We start from the raw sequence: 18,481 nt of genomic DNA on the forward strand, positions 1-18,481 counted from the left end.
CGATGAGTACGATTTTAATTGCGATTATCGCGTTAGCGGTTCTGGCTGCGATTTTCGGCGCGATACTTGGTTTTGCTTCTATTCGCTTTAAAGTTGAAGCGGACCCTATTGTGGATCAAATCGACGCCATTTTACCGCAAACTCAATGCGGTCAATGTGGCTACCCTGGTTGCCGCCCTTATGCTGAAGCAATTGCAAATGGCGACCACATCAACAAATGTCCACCTGGTGGTCAGGCAACAATCGAAAAGCTCGCCGACTTAATGGGTGTTGAGCCAGAAGAATCTGCGCACGATCTCGACAGCAAAATTCCAACCGTTGCGTTTATTCATGAAGACATGTGTATTGGCTGCACTAAGTGTATTCAGGCGTGTCCGGTGGATGCAATTGTAGGCGGAACAAAGGCGGTCCATACCGTAATCAAAGACGAATGTACGGGCTGTGACTTGTGTGTTGCCCCATGTCCGACTGATTGTATTGAAATGATTCCTGTGGCAACGACCACAGAAAGCTGGAAGTGGCAACTTCACTCCATTCCGGTACTTAACATTACGGATGCTGCCGACAATGCAGCGAACGTGAAAGATTCAATTAAGTAAGGTTTCACATGTTGTCTTTGATTGAACAAATTCGTACAGGCGCGCTTTGGGATTTCCCAGGTGGTGTGCATCCGGCAGAAAATAAAAAGCAGTCCAACAAAACTGAACTCGCTCATGCGGCTATCCCGTCAGAAATTGTATTGCCGCTAAAACAGCACATTGGTAAAGCGGGTAACCTACTGGTTGCCGAAGGTGACTACGTATTAAAAGGTCAGCCATTAACGCAATCGGAGACCGGCTTTACGGTTCCAGTGCATGCTCCAACATCAGGTACGCTCACCGCGATTGAGCCACGAACTGTCGCGCACCCTTCTGGGTTAAGTGAGTTGTGCGCAGTCATCACGCCTGATGGGAAAGATGCATGGTGTGAAAGAAACCCCGTCGCAGATTACCAACAAGAAACCCCTGACGCACTGATTGATATTATTCGTCTCGCTGGTATTTCTGGTATGGGTGGCGCAGGCTTCCCTACTGCAAAAAAAATCCAATCAGGTTTTGCTCGTACCGAGATTCTTATCGTTAATGCAGCAGAGTGCGAGCCATACATCACGTCTGATGACAAGCTCATGCAAGAACATGCCGAAGAGCTTATTCAAGGTATCGAAATTGTCGAACATATCCTGACACCAAAGCTCACGATTATTGGCATTGAAGACAACAAACCAGAAGCAATCAAAGCGCTAGAAGCTGCGGCTATAAACAAAGATATCGTTATTCGCGTTATCCCAACTAAATACCCTTCTGGCGGTGAAAAACAGCTGATCAAAATTTTAACCAATAAAGAGGTGCCAAGTGGCGCGATTCCAGCCGATATTGGTATTTTGGTTCAGAATGTTGGTTCTCTTTACGCTATAAAACGCGCAGTCATCGACGGTGAACCGATGATAAAGCGCATCGTGACTCTCACTGGTAAAACCTTCAAACAACCACGCAACGTTTGGGCATTGTTAGGGACACCAGTACAAGCACTGTTGGATGAGTTTGGCTATAAAGCAGATAAGAAGTTACAGCGTTTAATTATGGGTGGGCCAATGATGGGCTTTACCCTTCCTCACTCCCAAGTGCCGATTACCAAGACAGCAAACTGTATCCTTGCTCCGACTCGTCGTGAGATCTCTCCGCACCAGTATGAGATGGAATGTATTCGCTGTAGCCAATGTGCAGAAGCGTGCCCTGCTTCGCTGCTGCCTCAACAACTGCAATGGCATGCAAAAGCTGAAGAGTATGACAAACTCGAAGAATTAAACTTAAAGGATTGTATCGAGTGCGGCGCTTGTGCGTTTGTATGTCCAAGTGAAATTCCGCTCGTACAGTATTACCGCCAAGCAAAAGCGGAAATTCGCACCAGAACACAAGAAGCGGAAGCTGCTGAGCGAGCGAAGCTGCGTTTTGAAGAGAAGAAAGCGCGTATGGAACGCGAAAAAGCAGAACGTGAAAATCGCTTTAAGAAAGCAGCCGATCAGCGCCGTAAAGACATGAAATCTTCTGGTGGTGATGATGCGATTGCAGCAGCGATCGCACGAGTGAAAGCTCAGAAGACAGAAACAACAGAAAAAGCAGAGCCAGCCGTTAAACCTGCCGTAGCGGCAGCCATTGCCAAAGCGAAGGCAAAACAGGCCGCAGCCGCTAAAGCAGGCTCTAGTGAACCTGATAACTCAGAAATGGCAAAACTGCGCGAAGAACGCAAACGTCTAGCCCGCGAACGTAAAGCACAAAAAGAGCAAGGCGAAACGCCAGACAATAACGCTGATGATAAAAAATCGGCAGTTTCGGCCGCCATCGCCCGAGCTAAAGCGAAAAAAGCACAACAAGAAGATTCAACTGAATCCGTAGAATCGGAAACGTCTGCACAGCAAGACGGCGATCCGAAGAAAGCCGCGGTTGCTGCTGCCATTGCACGTGCCAAAGCACGCAAAGCGAAGCAAGCAGACTCAACTGAAGCGGAAGAAGCTGAAGCACCTGCTGAGCAAACCGACGATCCGAAAAAAGCCGCCGTGGCTGCTGCGATTGCACGTGCCAAAGCACGTAAAGCGAAGCAAGCAGACTCAATTGAAGCGGAAGAAGCTGAAGCACCTGCCGAGCAAACCGACGATCCGAAAAAAGCCGCAGTTGCCGCTGCAATTGCTCGAGCCAAAGCGCGCAAAGCTAAGCAAGCAGACTCAACCGAAGCGGAAGAAGCTAAAGCACCTGCCGAGCAAACCGAAGATCCGAAAAAAGCCGCAGTTGCCGCTGCAATTGCTCGAGCCAAAGCGCGCAAAGCGAAGCAAGCAGACTCAACCGAAGCGGAAGAAGCTAAAGCACCTGCCGAGCAAACCGAAGATCCGAAAAAAGCCGCCGTGGCTGCCGCGATTGCACGTGCCAAAGCACGTAAAGCGAAACAAGCAGACTCAACTGAAGCGGAAGAAGCTAAAGCACCTGCTGAGCAAACCGATGATCCGAAAAAAGCCGCCGTGGCTGCTGCGATTGTACGTGCTAAAGCGCGAAAAGCGAAGCAAGCAGACTCAACTGAAGCGGAAGAAGCTGACGCACCTGCCGAGCAAACCGACGATCCGAAAAAAGCCGCCGTGGCTGCTGCCATCGCTCGAGCCAAAGCGCGCAAAGCGAAGCAAGAAACGCAAACAGAGCCTGTTGAAGAAGCAACCTCCGAAGAACCAGAAGTGGATCCGAAGAAAGCCGCGGTTGCCGCAGCAATTGCGCGCGCGAAGGCACGCAAAGCGCAACAAGAAGCTAATAAAAATAATACTGAGGAGAACGAGTAGTGTCGTTTTTTATTGCCAGTTCACCGCATACCCACAGTCGTCGTAGTACGCCAGATTTAATGAAATGGGTGGCACTTTGCGCACTTCCAGGTTTAGTAGCTCAAACCTACTTCTTTGGCTGGGGTACGCTTATTCAGCTGATTTTTGCCATTGCAGTCGCTGTATCCCTTGAAGCCTTAGTCATGATCTGTCGTAAACGCTCACCAATGAGAGCGCTACGTGATAACAGTGCAATAGTTACCGCTTGGTTGTTAGCCGTTGCTATACCACCATGGTCTCCGTGGTGGATTATGGTGATCGGGCTTATTTTTGCGATAGTAATCGCTAAACACCTCTATGGTGGCCTTGGACAAAACTTATTCAACCCTGCAATGGTCGCTTATGTGGTCTTGTTGATCTCTTTCCCAGTACAAATGACGAGTTGGAGTGCACCGACATCACTCATACCTGATCATGTAAATTTTGCAGATACACTCTCTTTAATTTTTACGGGCTATGATTACGACGGCTTATCACTTCAGCAAGTTCGCTCAGGTGTTGACGGCGTGACAATGGCGACACCACTTGATGCATTTAAGACTGGCATTCTTACAGGTGCCACTCCAAGCGAAGTAATGTCGCAGCCAATATTTGATGGCTTAGGTGGTATTGGTTGGCAATGGGTAAACCTTGCTTACCTTCTTGGCGGCATAGTCATGATCAAAAAGCGTATCATCCAATGGTATATTCCAGCAGGTTTCCTTGCGAGTCTGACTCTGTTTAGCCTAGTGTTCACGTTGCTGACGCCAGGGGAAACTGCGTCGCCAGTTTTACACTTGTTATCTGGTGCAACCATGCTTGGCGCATTCTTTATTGCAACCGATCCCGTTTCGGCGTCTACCACCGTCAAAGGACGTTTAATCTTCGGTGCGCTTATTGGTGCTTTGGTTTTTATCATTCGCAGTTGGGGCGGTTTCCCAGATGGTGTTGCATTTGCAGTGTTGCTTGCAAATATGTGTGTGCCACTGATCGATTACTACACCAAACCTAGAACTTACGGTCACTGAGGTAAACATGTTAACCGCTATTAGAAAAAATGGTCTGACACTCGCGATATTTGCATGTGCAACAACCGGATTAGTCGCCCTTACTCAGTACCTAACAAAAGACCAAATCAAGGTACAAGAGCAAAAACAATTACTTTCTGTTTTGAATCAAGTCATTCCAGAAAACATGCATGACAACGCACTCGCGCAAGCTTGTACAATGGTCACGTCTCCAGATCTGGGGACATTACGTGCGATGCCAGCCTACCTCGCCACGAAGAATGGTGAACCAACAGCAATCGCAATAGAATCTATCGCGCCAGATGGCTACAATGGTGAGATAAAAGTAATTACTGGGATTGATAATCAGGGCAATATTTTGGGGACACGCGTCCTAAACCACCAAGAAACCCCTGGTCTGGGCGATAAAATCGATCTTCGTGTCACAGACTGGATCCTGAGCTTTACAGGAAAACAAGTCACGGAAAACAATTGGAATTCGTGGAAAGTTCGTAAAGATGGCGGAGATTTCGATCAATTTACTGGTGCAACGATCACGCCAAGAGCCGTCGTAAAAGTCGTGCGAAATACCGTTAACTACGTAAACCAATCTCGTGAAGACATTCTTAGCCAGCCGTTAGGCTGTGAAGGAGAGCAGTAATGAATGAGAATAAATTACTGATGAAAAACGGTATGTGGAGTAATAACCCCGCTCTCGTACAACTGCTGGGCTTATGTCCACTGCTAGCGGTTTCTTCCACGATAACCAATGCATTAGGTCTTGGTATTGCAACCTTACTCGTGCTAGTTGGATCCAACGTCACGGTTTCTCTTATTCGTAACTATGTGCCAAAAGAGATCCGTATACCTGTATTCGTGATGATCATTGCCTCACTCGTTACCTGCGTTCAGTTGTTAATGAATGCCTATGCGTACGGTTTGTACCTGTCTCTAGGTATCTTTATTCCTCTGATTGTAACGAACTGTATTATTATTGGCCGAGCAGAAGCTTACGCGTCAAAAAATGATGTTGCACCCGCTGCGCTAGATGGTTTGTGGATGGGCCTTGGTATGACGAGCGTCTTGGTTGTTTTAGGTGCCATGCGCGAATTAATTGGTAATGGCACACTATTCGACGGAGCAGACCTTCTCCTAGGAGACTGGGTTTCAGCTCTACGGATTCAAGTTTTCCAATTTGACAATAGCTTCCTGTTAGCGCTTCTCCCACCTGGTGCATTTATCGGTGTTGGGCTGTTGATAGCGCTCAAAAATGTCATAGATAATTCAATTCAGGCACGTCAACCAAAAGAAGAAAAACCAACCATAGAACGTGCTCGCGTCACTAACGCATAACAAGATAAGGCTCTGTCATAGGAGCCTTTTTCATAAACCGCAGAGACGGTATTGGAAGTCAGCAATGAACAAAATAAAAAGAATCGAAATTCTTGAGCGATTACGAGAAAACAATCCGAATCCTCAAACTGAGCTTAACTGGAGCTCCCCTTTTGAGCTGCTAATCGCTGTATTACTATCAGCTCAAGCAACCGATGTAAGCGTCAATAAAGCCACCGACAAGCTTTTCCCTGTAGCGAATACACCTCAAAGCATTCTTGATTTGGGAGTCGATGGCTTAAAAGAATACATAAAGACCATCGGTTTGTTTAACTCAAAGGCAGAAAACACAATCAAGACTTGTAAGATCTTGTTGGAAAAACACAATGGTGAAGTTCCTGAAGATCGTGCAGCGTTAGAAGCGCTGCCAGGCGTAGGTCGCAAGACCGCAAACGTCGTGCTCAACACCGCTTTTGGTTGGCCAACTATTGCCGTCGATACGCACATTTATCGCGTGTCGAATCGCACTAAATTTGCGATGGGAAAAACGGTTGATGATGTCGAGCAGAAGCTATTAAAAGTTGTGCCAAAAGAGTTCAAACTCGATGTGCACCACTGGCTCATTCTTCATGGTCGTTATACGTGCGTAGCAAGAAAGCCTCGCTGCGGTAGCTGCATTATCGAAGATTTGTGCGAATATAAAGAGAAAGTATACCCAGATAGCTAACGCTATTTGTAAATCAAAGCTAGGAGCAAAAAATGTCAAACGGTCGAATTCTCCACACTATGCTTCGCGTAGGTGATCTAGACAAATCCATCAAGTTTTACACTGAAGTTATGGGCATGCAGCTGCTTCGTACTAACGAAAATAAAGAGTACGAATACACGCTAGCGTTTCTTGGTTATGGTGACGAATCCCAAGGTGCAGTGATCGAACTGACTTACAACTGGGGTAAAACTGAGTATGACTTAGGTACCGCTTTTGGTCATATCGCCATTGGTGTTGATGATATCTACACAACTTGCGACGCTATCAAAGCGGCGGGCGGTAATGTGACGCGTGAGCCAGGTCCAGTAAAAGGCGGAAGCACGCACATTGCATTCGTAAAAGACCCAGATGGTTATATGATTGAGCTTATTCAAAACAAGCAAGCTTCAGCAGGTCTTGAAGGCTAAGCGGCACTTCTAATAATCACTTGTACTGCAAGTTGAACTCCGATTACAGGCAGGTCTGCGATCTGCCTGTCCTTTTATAAACAAAACTCTTTACTTGATAATAGTTATCGTTTAGATTTATCCGCAACTTCGATATGCGGGATTACGATAATGATCAGTGAATGGGAAAAACACACACTTCTAGCCGATACGGCACTTCAACTAGATGACCCTGTTCGCAGCATTCTTCATTACCAGCAAGCCCTAAGCCTGAGTGAAGATATCAGCGAATGTGTGGAAATTGAGGCGGACGAGCGATTATTAATTTCTGTGATTTCTTGTCATAACTTAGCTCAGTTCTGGCGTTGGGCCGGAGATACTGACTATGAACTCAAATACCTTCAACTGGCCTCTGAGAAAGTCTTAACACTTATCCCACAATGCCCAAATAAAGAGTGTGCAAGCTTTATCGACTCGATAGGATGCTGTACTAAGGCGTTGATAGACTTTATGAAGCGTCACCCTAATCCAGCTATTGCCAAACAGGTTGAAAAAATAGATACCGCAACCAATTGCGAAGTCATTGCCAAATTCCGCTTAAACTAACATTCAAATTATACAGCAGGAATCACCGAAAGGTGCTTGGCAAAATACCACTAAAATATTATTAACAACGTCAGTAAATCAAAAACGCCGAAGCTTTCAGCATCGGCGTTTTTATAAGCATCACACTTGGGTTCGCCCTAGAGATATCACGACTCGGCGGTTTTTGTCTTTTCCTATTGGCGAACCGTTATCTGCAATAGGACGACGCTTGCCGTACCCTTGCACTTGAATTCGATCTTCCGGTAGCCCTAGAGACTGAAAATAGTCACGAAGTGACTCTGCACGTCGCTCTGATAAACTTTGACTCGCACTTTTACCATCGGTTGAATCTGTGTACGTCGCCACCAGCACGAGATCGATATCTTGATTATGTCGGATATAATCTGCAATTTGTGATAAACGCTTTTTAGAAGCCTTGGTTAACTGATCACCTTGTCTTTCGTAGTGCAAAATCGTAAAAGCAATGTCCTCAAAACTATATTTCAATAAGTTGGAAATACAGTCGCTAAACGCGTTGTACTTGTTTTGAAATAGTACTGATGACAATGCGACTTCAATTCTCTGATCTCGGCTCTGCCAATCTTGGTAACTAAAAGTCGGATAACGGCCTTTTTCCAGCTCAGACAAAATGCCCCATGCTGTTTGCCCTCCGACATAACCATCAAACTGTTTAAAAAACTTTAGGTTTGTAATTCGATCGGCGTGTTCACCTGGTCGCCAAGGTGGCGGCATAGAAATGAGACTGACGTTACGTGTTTCTCCCATCGGACGACGCATTTTTAACTCAAAGTCTAAATTGATTTTTTTATTCGCACGAGATGAAAATACCGCATCTCCAAAGCTTGGAATGGGGTGTACAAGCTGACATTCTAATGGTGTATTGACCACCATTTCCCATTGAGATTGCTGTGGAGTTGCAGCATAACGTTTGCCCATCAAAGCGAAGCTGCTTGTGCTAAACAACGAAAATACAACACCACTGGTAATCAGCCATTTCTTCATCTAATACTGTCTCTTAAACGGCAGTCTGTTGCCGTCAAATTGCATCAATAAAACCACTTCAACGGGCATGCAAAAATCTCGCCAATATCGGAATATCTGTCACTCTGCCATTAATGTGAGCCATAGTGTTCCAATCACCTTAACCGCCACTTAGCGTTTTACTTCCTCATGTTTTATCGATTTACATGATGCAAAGTATGGCGAATAAACGTCTACATAATATGCAATACAAACTTATTGATTGGATGCAAAATAGAATTCCGGTTTTCTCTTAAATTGCGGTTTTTCTCATCGGTATAATCTGCAATAATGCAGCCTTCGTCACACAAAAATAAGCCAACATGACACTAGAAAATGAAGCTCTAACCTTGAAAAAACGCTTTCGTGGTTATTTCCCTGTGGTAGTAGACGTTGAGACCGCTGGTTTCAATGCTCAAACTGATGCACTTTTAGAAATCTGTGCCGTTACGTTGAAAATGGACGAACATGGCGTGTTGCATCCGGCCTCCACCATTCATTTTCATGTGGAACCATTTGAAGGCGCTAACTTAGAAAAAGAAGCGCTTGAATTCAATGGTATTCGTGACCCTTTCAGCCCTCTTCGAGGTGCTGTTTCTGAGCAAGAGGCGCTAAAGGAAATTTATAAGCTTATTCGCAAAGAACAAAAAGCCGCAGATTGCTCACGTGCAATTATGGTTGCTCATAACGCAGCATTCGACTTGGGTTTTGTAAATGCAGCAAATGAACGCTGTAAACTAAAAAGAGTCCCTTTTCATCCCTTTGCTACTTTTGATACGGCTACATTAAGTGGCCTTGCTTATGGCCAAACAGTTCTCGCTAAAGCATGCAAAACAGCCGGGATGGAATTTGATAACCGTGAAGCACACTCTGCGCTTTACGATACACAAAAAACAGCAGAATTATTCTGCGGTATTGTCAACAAATGGAAGGCCCTCGGCGGTTGGCCGCTTGTCGACGAAGAATAATAAGTAAACACAACATATTAGGAAAAGTATGAATCCTGTCGTTATATCAGTGTGCGTCATGCTCGTGTTAGCATTGATGCGCGTAAACGTGGTGGTTGCCCTCACGTTTAGTGCCATCGTAGGCGGCCTAGTCGCAGGCATGAGCCTTGGGGATACGGTTGCCGCATTTGAAAGTGGTCTAGGTGGCGGTGCAACTATCGCGCTAAGCTACGCCATGTTAGGTACTTTCGCTGTTGCCATCTCGAAATCAGGCATCACGGATCTACTGGCCAAAAGTGTTATCAAGCGCTTAAATGGCAAAGAAAACTCCGCTTCCACTACTGGCTTAAAGTACGCCGTGTTGGTGGCATTAGTGCTTGTTACGATGTCATCTCAGAACGTAATTCCGGTCCATATCGCCTTTATTCCAATTTTGATTCCACCTCTTTTGGGCGTATTTGCGAAACTTAAACTCGACCGACGTTTGGTCGCGTGTGTTCTTACCTTCGGTTTGATCACACCTTACATGATCTTACCTGTTGGTTTCGGCGGTATTTTCTTAAACAACATTCTATTAAAGAACCTACATGACAACGGTTTGGAAAACGTGGTTGCAAGCCAAGTCCCAACCGCCATGTTACTGCCAGGTGCAGGGATGCTGTTTGGTCTATTACTGGCTATCTTTGTTAGCTATCGTAAACCGCGTGTCTACAAAGAAACTGAGTTGACTGTCGTTGACGAAACCGATCATGTCATCAATAAAAAGCACATCTTAGTTGCGGCACTTGGTATTGTCGCTGCATTGGGTGTTCAGCTTTACACGGGTTCAATGATTATCGGTGCTCTAGCTGGCTTTATGGTGTTTACTTTCGGCGGCGTTATTGCATGGAAAGAGACGCACGACGTGTTCACTAAAGGTGTACACATGATGGCAATGATTGGCTTCATCATGATTGCAGCGGCAGGTTTTGCAGCAGTAATGAAGCAAACTGGCGGTGTTGAAACACTAGTACAATCGCTATCAACCAGCATCGGTGACAATAAGCCTCTAGCTGCACTACTGATGCTGATCGTTGGTCTATTAGTAACAATGGGCATTGGTTCATCGTTCTCTACGATTCCAATCCTTGCAACTATCTATGTGCCTCTTGCGCTAGCATTCGGCTTCTCGCCGATGGCAACGATTGCACTGGTAGGTACTGCAGCGGCGTTAGGTGATGCAGGCTCTCCAGCTTCTGACTCTACATTAGGCCCTACATCTGGTCTAAATGCCGACGGTCAACATGAGCACATTTGGGAAACAGTCGTTCCAACCTTTATCCATTATAATATCCCTCTAATCATCTTTGGTTGGATTGCAGCAATGGTGCTTTAATACTATTGTTTGGATGGATATACATTAGTTACGAAAAAGCCGCTCAATGAGCGGCTTTTTGTTATTCATAACTGTGGTTATTGCGCTGGCATATTGTCAATAATACGCTCACGAATCAGCTTCAAGGTTGGTTCTGTCGACAGGTAATCGATGGCAATCGGAAAATAAGCGTCGTTAATTTTAAGAACCAAGCTAGGGTAAGAGCTCACACCTAGGCTCTTTGCAAGGCTCAATTGATCTTCGAACACACCTTCTAAGAAAGAGCCATCCATGTCATTCTTGAATTGCTGAACATTCAAGCCAATTTCTCTCGCTAGTTGCAAGTGAGTGGCTTCTTCATGAGGAGGCAGCGCACGTAAGTAGTACGCATGCTGAATCGCTTCTAGCATCTGCTCATAAGAGTCTTGAAAGCCCGCTGCAATAACCGCACGACAAGATTGGTAAGTGCTTCTAACTGGCGTACAAAGCTTCCAGAAATCGTAGTTAAACTTAGTGCCTAACTGGCGCTCAATCTGCTTCCAAATACCTTCGAGTTTTTGTTGCATCTCGGGCGGCATCGGTAAATTAGTATCTGGCGCAAGACCACCAACCACATACTCAAACTGAATCACACCTGGCAGTTGCTGTTTTAGTTTATCCAGCGTTGGTTTGTAACCCCAACACCAACTGCACATTGGGTCATGCACGTAGTAAAGCTTTATGTTCATTCCACTAACCTAAAAAGAAAAAGGAGCCAGTACGGCTCCTTCGTATTCTATCGCTAAATGTGAGTATTTACGAATTACTCAGCTTGATCTTCAGCGCGCGCTGCTGCTTCTTTGATTAGAGGCTGCAGTTCACCTTTTTGGAACATTTCTAGAATAATGTCACAACCGCCGATAAGCTCACCTTCAACCCATAGTTGAGGGAAAGTTGGCCATTGCGCGTACTTTGGTAACTCAGCACGGATATCTGGGTTTTGCAGAATGTCTACGTAAGCGAACTTCTCACCACATGCCATTAGTGCCTGTGACGCTTGAGAAGAGAAACCACAGCTAGGTAGTTTCGGTGATCCTTTCATGTACAGCAGGATTGAGTTTTCAGAGATCTGCTGTTTGATTTTGTCGATAGTTTCCATCGCTTCCTCATTCATGGGTTTGAACTTTATTTATTTGCCACATTCTACTCAATAACGACAGAATAAAAACCATATAATTAATAAGGCTTAATTTTAGGTTGCTCATTGGCGAGCAATGCAGCACTTCACCACTGCTAACCTCTTAAAATATTTTCATATCGGGGTTTTAATAAAGTAAAAACTTGCTAAAATACTTAGCAAGTCAGCCTTAAAGGCGACATAGCTATAAAAAAATACTGGAAGCAATCGAAAGGTCATCCTTTCAAATCAATGGAGAATCGAGTAATGGCATTTGAACTACCAGCTCTTCCTTACGCGAAAGACGCACTAGAACCACACATCTCAGCAGAGACTCTAGACTACCACCACGGTAAGCACCACAACACTTACGTTGTTAAGCTTAACGGTCTTATCCCTGGTACTGAGTTCGAAGGCAAAACTCTAGAAGAGATCATCAAGACTTCTACTGGTGGCGTATTCAACAACGCAGCGCAAATCTGGAACCACACGTTCTACTGGCACTGTCTTGCTCCAAATGCGGGCGGCGAGCCAACTGGCGCAGTTGCAGACGCAATCAACGCAGCATTCGGTTCTTTTGAAGAATTCAAAGCGAAGTTTACTGATTCAGCAATCAACAACTTCGGTTCTTCATGGACTTGGCTTGTTAAGAAAGCTGATGGCTCTCTAGAGATCGTTAACACTTCTAACGCTGCTACTCCTCTAACAGAAGAAGGTACAACACCACTTCTAACTGTTGACCTATGGGAACACGCGTACTACATCGATTACCGTAACGTACGTCCTGATTACATGAACGGCTTCTGGGCTCTAGTAAACTGGGACTTCGTAGCTGAGAACCTAGCGAAGTAATATACTTCCCCCTAAGTTCAATTTAGTCTTATTCAAAAGCTCGCTATTTAGCGGGCTTTTTTGTTTCGCCTTCCCTAGCACCTTTAAATAATTCCCTCTTTTACTAAAGTTCTTCTTATCCACGCCGTTAAAAGAGCATCGAGCGAGGAACATCATGCAAATTCATACTTTAGACAAAGCTGCAATTATCAACGAACTTCAGTTCGGTAATGGTATTAACCATGCCGTACACGACGGTCGTCGTGCGGATTTCTCGCTGATTCTGTCTATGTTCTCTAATGATGTTCGCGATGTAGTCCCGGTTGAAGAGGTCCAGGAAGTCATCACCAGTGACAGTATTCTTCGCCAACAATTGGGTTTATCGCAACCTCAAGCTCTTCGTTCTGATAGCAGCAGCTATGAACTCGCAGCTGAACAAGCGAAACAGTTTCACGATGCAGGATTGCCTTCCGCAAAGCTGAGCCATTACCTAAAACCAGATGCGCTGACTTACCTGCCTGAAGACACATTCAACCTACCAGAGGAGGTTTATCACAACCTATCTGGTCATGAGCGACGCAGATTGGGCGAACGCAACAAACAACTGATCCCAGATGCTGGGCTATATAATCAGCTAGTGACGGCTCAACGTCAGCATCAAATTCAAGCTAAAGCATAGAGATCCGCTTTTTATCCAATAGCTTGCAATACCTACACGTCAGAAATGTGACATCTTACAAATTACCGCACAATAGTCCTCACTCGAAAGCGTTAGTTTGAAGCCTTTCACACTGAACCCAACGAATTTCAACCATGCTATTAGCACAAACCACTGGTGTATTGTTTTTCACATATGGATACAGTGAAGGTGCTATGGATATCAAAGAATCAATTATTCTCGTCACGTCTGCAGGTTCGGTTATAGGAAGAACCTGTGCAAATCACTTTGCTCACCTTGGAGCAACGTTGATTCTTTGTGACCAAAATTCTAGCGCTTTGAGAGCGAGCTATGAGCAAATCAGCGCTTTCACTGACAAAGTGTATGCGATGAATGTGTGTAGTGATAACACAACGTCCATTAACTTATTGTTTGACCAGATAGAATCACAGCTACGTGCGACACCAGATGTGATTGTTAATTGCTGGACCTGCTCCCCTATGCCTGGCTTAATGGCGCCAGAACCAATGAGTACTTACATTGATCACTTGTCGTCTGCGGCACGCTTCCTTTATACCTACGGCCAAGTAGGAGCAGAGCGCTTTCGAGCCAGAAACAAGAAAGGCGTCATTGTTAACGTCATTTCTCATGACAACCATGAAGACTTTACGGGAGTTGAAAGCATGGCGGCGTTGGTGTCAGGTTTTACTCACAGCTGGGCAAAAGAACTCACACCATTCAACATTCGAGTGGGCGGCGTTATTCCCTCGGTAAATCATACAAAAGAAGAGCTCAACGAGAGGCACTGGGCTGAGATCCAAGACGAACTAGTCCGCAACACAGCATACATCGTCGCGAATGAATACTTCAGTGGCCGAGTAGTTGCGACCGAAGTGTAAGCATACACAGCAACTCTGTTTTCCCAAGCCAGATGTAACTCCTGCACCAAAATAAAAAAAGCCCCAGTCATTTGACTGGGGCTTTAACCTTTTCCCGATTAAGGTTTCGTGCTAGCGAAAACCTTGCTCACTCGATTTTTTAATTACGCGTCAGCTTTTTCTTTCTTTGCTTTAGGTGCTGCTTTTGCTGCTTCTTGGTCTGCTTTCTTCTTGATAACAGTTGTACCTTCGAAAGTTTCGCCTTCAACAAATGCTTTACCGTAGTAAGAAGCCATCAACACATCTTTAAGTTCGCTGATTAGAGGGTAACGTGGGTTCGCACCAGTACATTGGTCATCGAACGCTTCTACCGCTAGCTCATCCAGTTTCGCTACGAAATCTGATTCAGCAACACCTGCCGCTTGGATAGACATTGGGATGTCTAGGTTAACTTTTAGTTCATCCAACCATGCTAGTAGACGTTCAATCTTCTGAGCAGTACGGTCACCTTCTTGGCTTAGGCCAAGGTGGTCAGCAACTTCAGCGTAACGACGACGTGCTTGTGGACGGTCGTATTGAGAGAACGCAGTTTGTTTAGTTGGATTGTCGTTCGCGTTGTAACGTACCACGTTAGAGATAAGTAGTGCGTTAGCTAGGCCATGTGGCAAGTGGAACTCAGCACCCAGTTTGTGAGCCATTGAGTGACAAACACCTAGGAATGCGTTCGCAAATGCAACACCAGCGATAGTAGCTGCGTTGTGTACCTTCTCACGAGCGATTGGGTCATTTGCACCGTTCGCATAGCTTGATGGTAGGTACTCTTTTAGCATCTTAAGTGCTTGAAGAGCTTGGCCATCTGAGTATTCGTTAGCAAGAACAGAAACGTAAGCTTCTAGAGCGTGAGTTACGGCATCGTAACCACCAAATGCTGTTAGAGACTTAGGCATGTTCATTACTAGGTTCGCATCAACGATTGCCATGTTTGGCGTGATTTCGTAGTCAGCTAGTGGGTATTTCGCACCAGTCTTGTCGTCAGTAACAACCGCGAATGGAGTAACTTCTGAACCAGTACCTGAAGTTGTAGTGATACATACAAGCTCAGCTTTTTTACCCATTTTAGGGAACTTGTAGATACGTTTACGGATGTCCATAAAGCGCATTGCTAGTTCTTCAAAGTGAGTTTCTGGGTGCTCGTACATTACCCACATGATTTTCGCTGCATCCATTGGTGAACCACCGCCTAGCGCTAGGATAACGTCAGGTTGGTAGCTAGCCATTTGAGCCGCACCTTTTTCTACTACAGACAGTGTTGGGTCAGCTTCAACATCGAAGAATGTTTGAACTTCCATGCCTTGAGCTTTTAGTAGGCTTACTACGTCATCTGCGTAACCGTTGTTGAATAGGAAACGGTCAGTTACTAGGAATGCACGTTTCTTACCTTCTAGGTCGCCCAGTGCGATTGGAAGGCTACCACGACGGAAGTAGATTGACTTAGGTAGTTTATGCCACAACATGTTTTCAGCTCGCTTCGCTACAGTTTTCTTGTTGATTAGGTGTTTAGGACCTACGTTCTCAGAGATAGAGTTACCACCCCAAGAACCACAACCTAGCGTTAGAGATGGCGCAACGTTGAAGTTGTACAAGTCACCGATACCGCCGTGAGTAGTCGGGATGTTGATTAGGATACGAGCTGTCTTCATCTTGTCACCGAAGTAACGGATACGGTCAGCGTTAGTATCTTGGTTAGTGTAAAGACCAGATGTGTGGCCGATACCACCAATCTCAACCATAGTTACCGCTTGAGCAACCGCGTCTTCGAAGTTGTCAGCACGGAATAGACCTAGAGTTGGAGATAGTTTCTCGTGAGCGAATGCGTCATCGTGAGATACTTTGCCCAGACCTTCACCAACAAGAACTTTAGTGTCTGCTGGAACTTTAACGCCTGCCATTTCAGCGATTGCTGCTGCTGGCTGACCTACGATTTTCGCGTTTAGCGCGCCATCGATAAGAAGCACTTTACGAACTTTATCAGCTTCTGCTTTGCTTAGGACATAAGCTTTGTGAGAAGCAAAACGCTCTTTCACTTCGTCGTATACTTCGTCAACTACGATTGCAGCCTGCTCAGAAGCACATACTACACCGTTGTCGAAAGTCTTAGACATAAGGATAGAAGCAACAGCACGTTTGATGTCTGCTGTTTCATCGATAACAACCGGAACGTTACCTGCACCTACACCGATTGCTGGCTTACCAGAAGAGTAAGCGGCTTTAACCATGCCTGGACCACCAGTTGCAAGGATAAGAGCGATGTCATCGTGTTTCATTAGAGCGTTTGAAAGCTCAACAGAAGGCTGGTCGATCCAACCGATGATGTCTTTTGGTGCGCCTGCTGCTACTGCTGCATCTAGAACGAGTTTAGCTGCATCGTTAGTTGAGTTTTTCGCACGTGGATGTGGTGAGAAGATGATACCGTTACGAGTCTTCAAAGAGATTAGAGATTTGAAGATCGCTGTAGAAGTTGGGTTAGTCGTTGGTACGATACCGCAGATGATGCCTACAGGCTCAGCGATAGTCATAGTACCTAGGTTGTCATCTTCTTCTAAGATGCCACACGTTTGTTCGTCTTTGTATTTGTTGTAGATAAACTCAGAAGCGAAGTGGTTCTTGATTACTTTATCTTCAACAATACCCATACCAGATTCTTCTACCGCTTGTTGAGCTAGCGGGATACGGGCCTGGTTAGCTGCAAGCGATGCTGCACGAAAGATTTTATCTACTTGCTCTTGAGAGTAAGTAGCGAACTCTTCTTGCGCTTTCTTAACGCGAGCAACCATTGCATCTAGTTCAGCCATATTAGTTACAGGCATAGGGAATCTCCTAAAATTAACAAATATTAAAAACTTTTTACTAAGGCTATTACTTATCGTTTTTACTGTTTATCAGTCACTTAGAAAACAAACGTCTTAGTAAATTGCTTTCAGGACTGAGTATAATATTTCAGAGTGTGAAAAAAATTGACTTGGATCAGTTCTCACCACCTAAATACTACCAAAGTGGTGCCTCATAACACCAAAATTACATAAATCATTGATAAACAAATAAATTAACTTTCATTTTTTATTGAGTAAAAAAGAAGCAAATGGACAAATAAATAAAAGAAACTACAACAACCTGTAAAAAAGTTTCATTTTTGACCAACAAAATTACATGTAGGACCAATTCTTTGTGCTACTGAGAGTATATCGAACCGAATACATCTCTCTACAAACCACCTTGGTTTTTATCAAAAATGTGCGAATGTTAACGTTTATGTAAAACAGTGCAATTTATCAGCAACTTTATACGTAACATTTCCTTTCCAGATTAGATACAGTTTATTAAAGAATTAGTTTTTCTCACTTAAATGGCAGGGAATGCGTTAGTTTTTTTCATTTCTTACAACCTAACTTTTGCCTTACATTACGCCCAAATTACCCCTTCTCCTTTTCACTAATGTGAACTTTGATGAGTAAGCAACATGCAAACTTTTGAACTTGCTATCTTCTTGCAGTTTTTTCTCGGTTTGGTCGCCGCAGTAAACCCTGTTGGTATCATGCCTGTGTTTGTGTCACTAACCGGGCATATGACACCAGACGAAAAGCGCAATACGGCAACAACAGCAAATGTGGCTGTTGCGATCATCCTGATCATTTCGCTTTTTGCTGGTCAGTTACTGTTAGACATGTTCAGTATTTCTCTGGATTCGTTTCGTGTCGCTGGCGGGTTGCTATTACTTAGCATCGCATTCTCGATGATGAGCGGTAAACTGGGGGAAGATAAGCAGAACAAACAAGAGAAAACGGAATACGTCAGTCGTGAACAGATTGGTGTGGTCCCTCTTGCAATGCCTTTAATGGCAGGGCCTGGTGCAATCAGTTCGACTATTGTTTATGGTGCACGCTACCCAAGCATGTTCGATACCGTGGGCATTAGTATTACGATTGGTTTGTTCTGCCTTTGTTCATGGCTATTGTTCCGCTCTGCCCCATTGATCGTACGATTTTTAGGTCAAACTGGAATCAACGTCATTACTCGTATCATGGGTTTGATATTGGGCGCGCTTGGCATAGAGTTCATTGCGAATGGCTTACGCAACTTATTTCCAGGATTAGCCTGAGTTTC

18 protein-coding genes are annotated in these 18,481 nt (G+C 44.9%); 14 read left to right on the top strand and 4 right to left on the bottom strand.

The features are described from left to right. The first annotated feature begins 2 nt into the window (after nucleotides 1-2). The 8 genes from rsxB to R7F64_RS12135 all read left to right on the top strand — a co-directional run bounded on the left by rsxB (nucleotide 3) and on the right by R7F64_RS12135 (nucleotide 7,476). Nucleotides 3-599 (top strand): electron transport complex subunit RsxB, encoded by a 597-nt coding sequence (gene rsxB, locus R7F64_RS12100; protein ID WP_005380760.1) that lies wholly within the window; start codon nucleotides 3-5, stop codon nucleotides 597-599. Nucleotides 600-607: 8 nt separating this feature from the next. Next, nucleotides 608-3,358: an electron transport complex subunit RsxC gene (gene rsxC, locus R7F64_RS12105; RefSeq protein WP_318071722.1), complete on the top strand. Its 2,751-nt coding sequence runs from the start codon at nucleotides 608-610 to the stop codon at nucleotides 3,356-3,358. Further along, nucleotides 3,358-4,404, top strand: coding sequence for an electron transport complex subunit RsxD (rsxD, locus tag R7F64_RS12110; protein WP_005390256.1), 1,047 nt, complete (start codon nucleotides 3,358-3,360; stop codon nucleotides 4,402-4,404). The genes rsxC and rsxD overlap by 1 nt, the downstream gene beginning before the upstream one ends. Nucleotides 4,405-4,411: 7 nt before the next feature. Continuing rightward, a complete protein-coding gene (gene rsxG / locus R7F64_RS12115) occupies nucleotides 4,412-5,044 on the top strand; it encodes an electron transport complex subunit RsxG (RefSeq protein ID WP_193837606.1) in 633 nt (210 codons plus the stop codon). Further along, nucleotides 5,044-5,736, top strand: coding sequence for an electron transport complex subunit E (locus R7F64_RS12120; RefSeq protein WP_318071723.1), 693 nt, complete (start codon nucleotides 5,044-5,046; stop codon nucleotides 5,734-5,736). Before rsxG ends, R7F64_RS12120 begins: the two co-directional genes overlap by 1 nt. A gap of 64 nt (nucleotides 5,737-5,800) precedes the next feature. After that, entirely contained in the window at nucleotides 5,801-6,442 is a 642-nt protein-coding gene (gene nth / locus R7F64_RS12125; protein WP_005380743.1) for an endonuclease III, read from the top strand. 32 nt (nucleotides 6,443-6,474) lie between these two features. Further along, the gene (gene gloA / locus R7F64_RS12130) at nucleotides 6,475-6,891 is read left to right on the top strand and encodes a lactoylglutathione lyase (RefSeq protein ID WP_005380739.1); all 417 of its coding nucleotides are present in this window, start codon (nucleotides 6,475-6,477) and stop codon (nucleotides 6,889-6,891) included. A gap of 150 nt (nucleotides 6,892-7,041) precedes the next feature. After that, complete coding sequence (locus R7F64_RS12135; protein ID WP_005384886.1) at nucleotides 7,042-7,476, top strand: DUF2753 domain-containing protein; 435 nt, start codon at nucleotides 7,042-7,044, stop codon at nucleotides 7,474-7,476. Nucleotides 7,477-7,596: 120 nt separating this feature from the next. Here R7F64_RS12135 and motY read toward each other — a convergent pair whose 3' ends face one another. Continuing rightward, nucleotides 7,597-8,478, bottom strand: coding sequence for a flagellar protein MotY (gene motY / locus R7F64_RS12140; protein WP_005384887.1), 882 nt, complete (start codon nucleotides 8,476-8,478; stop codon nucleotides 7,597-7,599). A 341-nt stretch (nucleotides 8,479-8,819) separates the two neighbouring features. On the opposite strand from motY, the gene rnt reads away from it, so the two are divergent. Next, complete coding sequence (gene rnt / locus R7F64_RS12145; protein WP_005384888.1) at nucleotides 8,820-9,464, top strand: ribonuclease T; 645 nt, start codon at nucleotides 8,820-8,822, stop codon at nucleotides 9,462-9,464. A 28-nt stretch (nucleotides 9,465-9,492) separates the two neighbouring features. After that, entirely contained in the window at nucleotides 9,493-10,818 is a 1,326-nt protein-coding gene (locus R7F64_RS12150; RefSeq protein ID WP_017821192.1) for a Na+/H+ antiporter family protein, read from the top strand. A gap of 77 nt (nucleotides 10,819-10,895) precedes the next feature. Here R7F64_RS12150 and R7F64_RS12155 read toward each other — a convergent pair whose 3' ends face one another. Together R7F64_RS12155 and R7F64_RS12160 are read right to left on the bottom strand one after the other, a co-directional pair. Next, nucleotides 10,896-11,525 carry a DsbA family protein gene (locus R7F64_RS12155; RefSeq protein ID WP_258488113.1) on the bottom strand — a complete coding sequence of 210 codons (630 nt, stop codon included), beginning with the start codon at nucleotides 11,523-11,525 and terminating at the stop codon, nucleotides 10,896-10,898. 74 nt (nucleotides 11,526-11,599) lie between these two features. Continuing rightward, the gene (locus tag R7F64_RS12160; protein WP_017635833.1) at nucleotides 11,600-11,935 is read right to left on the bottom strand and encodes a Grx4 family monothiol glutaredoxin; all 336 of its coding nucleotides are present in this window, start codon (nucleotides 11,933-11,935) and stop codon (nucleotides 11,600-11,602) included. A gap of 285 nt (nucleotides 11,936-12,220) precedes the next feature. Between R7F64_RS12160 and sodB the strand changes: the two genes are divergently transcribed. From sodB to R7F64_RS12175, 3 genes are all read left to right on the top strand, one after another. Then, the gene (gene sodB, locus R7F64_RS12165) at nucleotides 12,221-12,805 is read left to right on the top strand and encodes a superoxide dismutase [Fe] (protein ID WP_005396533.1); all 585 of its coding nucleotides are present in this window, start codon (nucleotides 12,221-12,223) and stop codon (nucleotides 12,803-12,805) included. A gap of 154 nt (nucleotides 12,806-12,959) precedes the next feature. Then, nucleotides 12,960-13,463: a VC2046/SO_2500 family protein gene (locus tag R7F64_RS12170; RefSeq protein ID WP_005380733.1), complete on the top strand. Its 504-nt coding sequence runs from the start codon at nucleotides 12,960-12,962 to the stop codon at nucleotides 13,461-13,463. Between the two features lie 134 nt (nucleotides 13,464-13,597). After that, on the top strand, nucleotides 13,598-14,341 hold the full coding sequence (locus tag R7F64_RS12175; protein WP_318071724.1) for an SDR family oxidoreductase: 744 nt from the start codon (nucleotides 13,598-13,600) through the stop codon (nucleotides 14,339-14,341). A gap of 143 nt (nucleotides 14,342-14,484) precedes the next feature. On the opposite strand, the gene adhE is transcribed toward R7F64_RS12175, so the two are convergent. After that, entirely contained in the window at nucleotides 14,485-17,187 is a 2,703-nt protein-coding gene (gene adhE, locus R7F64_RS12180; protein WP_005380731.1) for a bifunctional acetaldehyde-CoA/alcohol dehydrogenase, read from the bottom strand. A gap of 650 nt (nucleotides 17,188-17,837) precedes the next feature. Between adhE and R7F64_RS12185 the strand changes: the two genes are divergently transcribed. Next, nucleotides 17,838-18,476 carry a YchE family NAAT transporter gene (locus tag R7F64_RS12185; RefSeq protein WP_005380729.1) on the top strand — a complete coding sequence of 213 codons (639 nt, stop codon included), beginning with the start codon at nucleotides 17,838-17,840 and terminating at the stop codon, nucleotides 18,474-18,476. The last annotated feature ends 5 nt before the right edge of the window (nucleotides 18,477-18,481 follow it).

Origin of the sequence: Vibrio sp. Vb1980 (genome assembly GCF_033338615.1) — a bacterium.
In the GTDB taxonomy this organism is placed as follows: Bacteria; Pseudomonadota; Gammaproteobacteria; order Enterobacterales; family Vibrionaceae; genus Vibrio; species Vibrio alginolyticus.

Bases quoted from the DNA above. Each gene is read 5' to 3' on its own strand.
- R7F64_RS12150 (WP_017821192.1), top strand. From the start codon at position 9,493: ATGAATCCTGTCGTTATATCAGTGTGCGTCATGCTCGTGTTAGCATTG.
- rsxG (WP_193837606.1), top strand. From the start codon at position 4,412: ATGTTAACCGCTATTAGAAAAAATGGTCTGACACTCGCGATATTTGCA.
- R7F64_RS12120 (WP_318071723.1), top strand. From the start codon at position 5,044: ATGAATGAGAATAAATTACTGATGAAAAACGGTATGTGGAGTAATAAC.
- R7F64_RS12175 (WP_318071724.1), top strand. From the start codon at position 13,598: ATGCTATTAGCACAAACCACTGGTGTATTGTTTTTCACATATGGATAC.
- R7F64_RS12170 (WP_005380733.1), top strand. From the start codon at position 12,960: ATGCAAATTCATACTTTAGACAAAGCTGCAATTATCAACGAACTTCAG.
- R7F64_RS12135 (WP_005384886.1), top strand. From the start codon at position 7,042: ATGATCAGTGAATGGGAAAAACACACACTTCTAGCCGATACGGCACTT.
- rsxB (WP_005380760.1), top strand. From the start codon at position 3: ATGAGTACGATTTTAATTGCGATTATCGCGTTAGCGGTTCTGGCTGCG.
- R7F64_RS12185 (WP_005380729.1), top strand. From the start codon at position 17,838: ATGCAAACTTTTGAACTTGCTATCTTCTTGCAGTTTTTTCTCGGTTTG.
- nth (WP_005380743.1), top strand. From the start codon at position 5,801: ATGAACAAAATAAAAAGAATCGAAATTCTTGAGCGATTACGAGAAAAC.
- motY (WP_005384887.1), bottom strand. From the start codon at position 8,478: ATGAAGAAATGGCTGATTACCAGTGGTGTTGTATTTTCGTTGTTTAGC.
- rsxC (WP_318071722.1), top strand. From the start codon at position 608: ATGTTGTCTTTGATTGAACAAATTCGTACAGGCGCGCTTTGGGATTTC.
- adhE (WP_005380731.1), bottom strand. From the start codon at position 17,187: ATGCCTGTAACTAATATGGCTGAACTAGATGCAATGGTTGCTCGCGTT.
- R7F64_RS12155 (WP_258488113.1), bottom strand. From the start codon at position 11,525: ATGAACATAAAGCTTTACTACGTGCATGACCCAATGTGCAGTTGGTGT.
- rnt (WP_005384888.1), top strand. From the start codon at position 8,820: ATGACACTAGAAAATGAAGCTCTAACCTTGAAAAAACGCTTTCGTGGT.
- sodB (WP_005396533.1), top strand. From the start codon at position 12,221: ATGGCATTTGAACTACCAGCTCTTCCTTACGCGAAAGACGCACTAGAA.
- gloA (WP_005380739.1), top strand. From the start codon at position 6,475: ATGTCAAACGGTCGAATTCTCCACACTATGCTTCGCGTAGGTGATCTA.
- R7F64_RS12160 (WP_017635833.1), bottom strand. From the start codon at position 11,935: ATGGAAACTATCGACAAAATCAAACAGCAGATCTCTGAAAACTCAATC.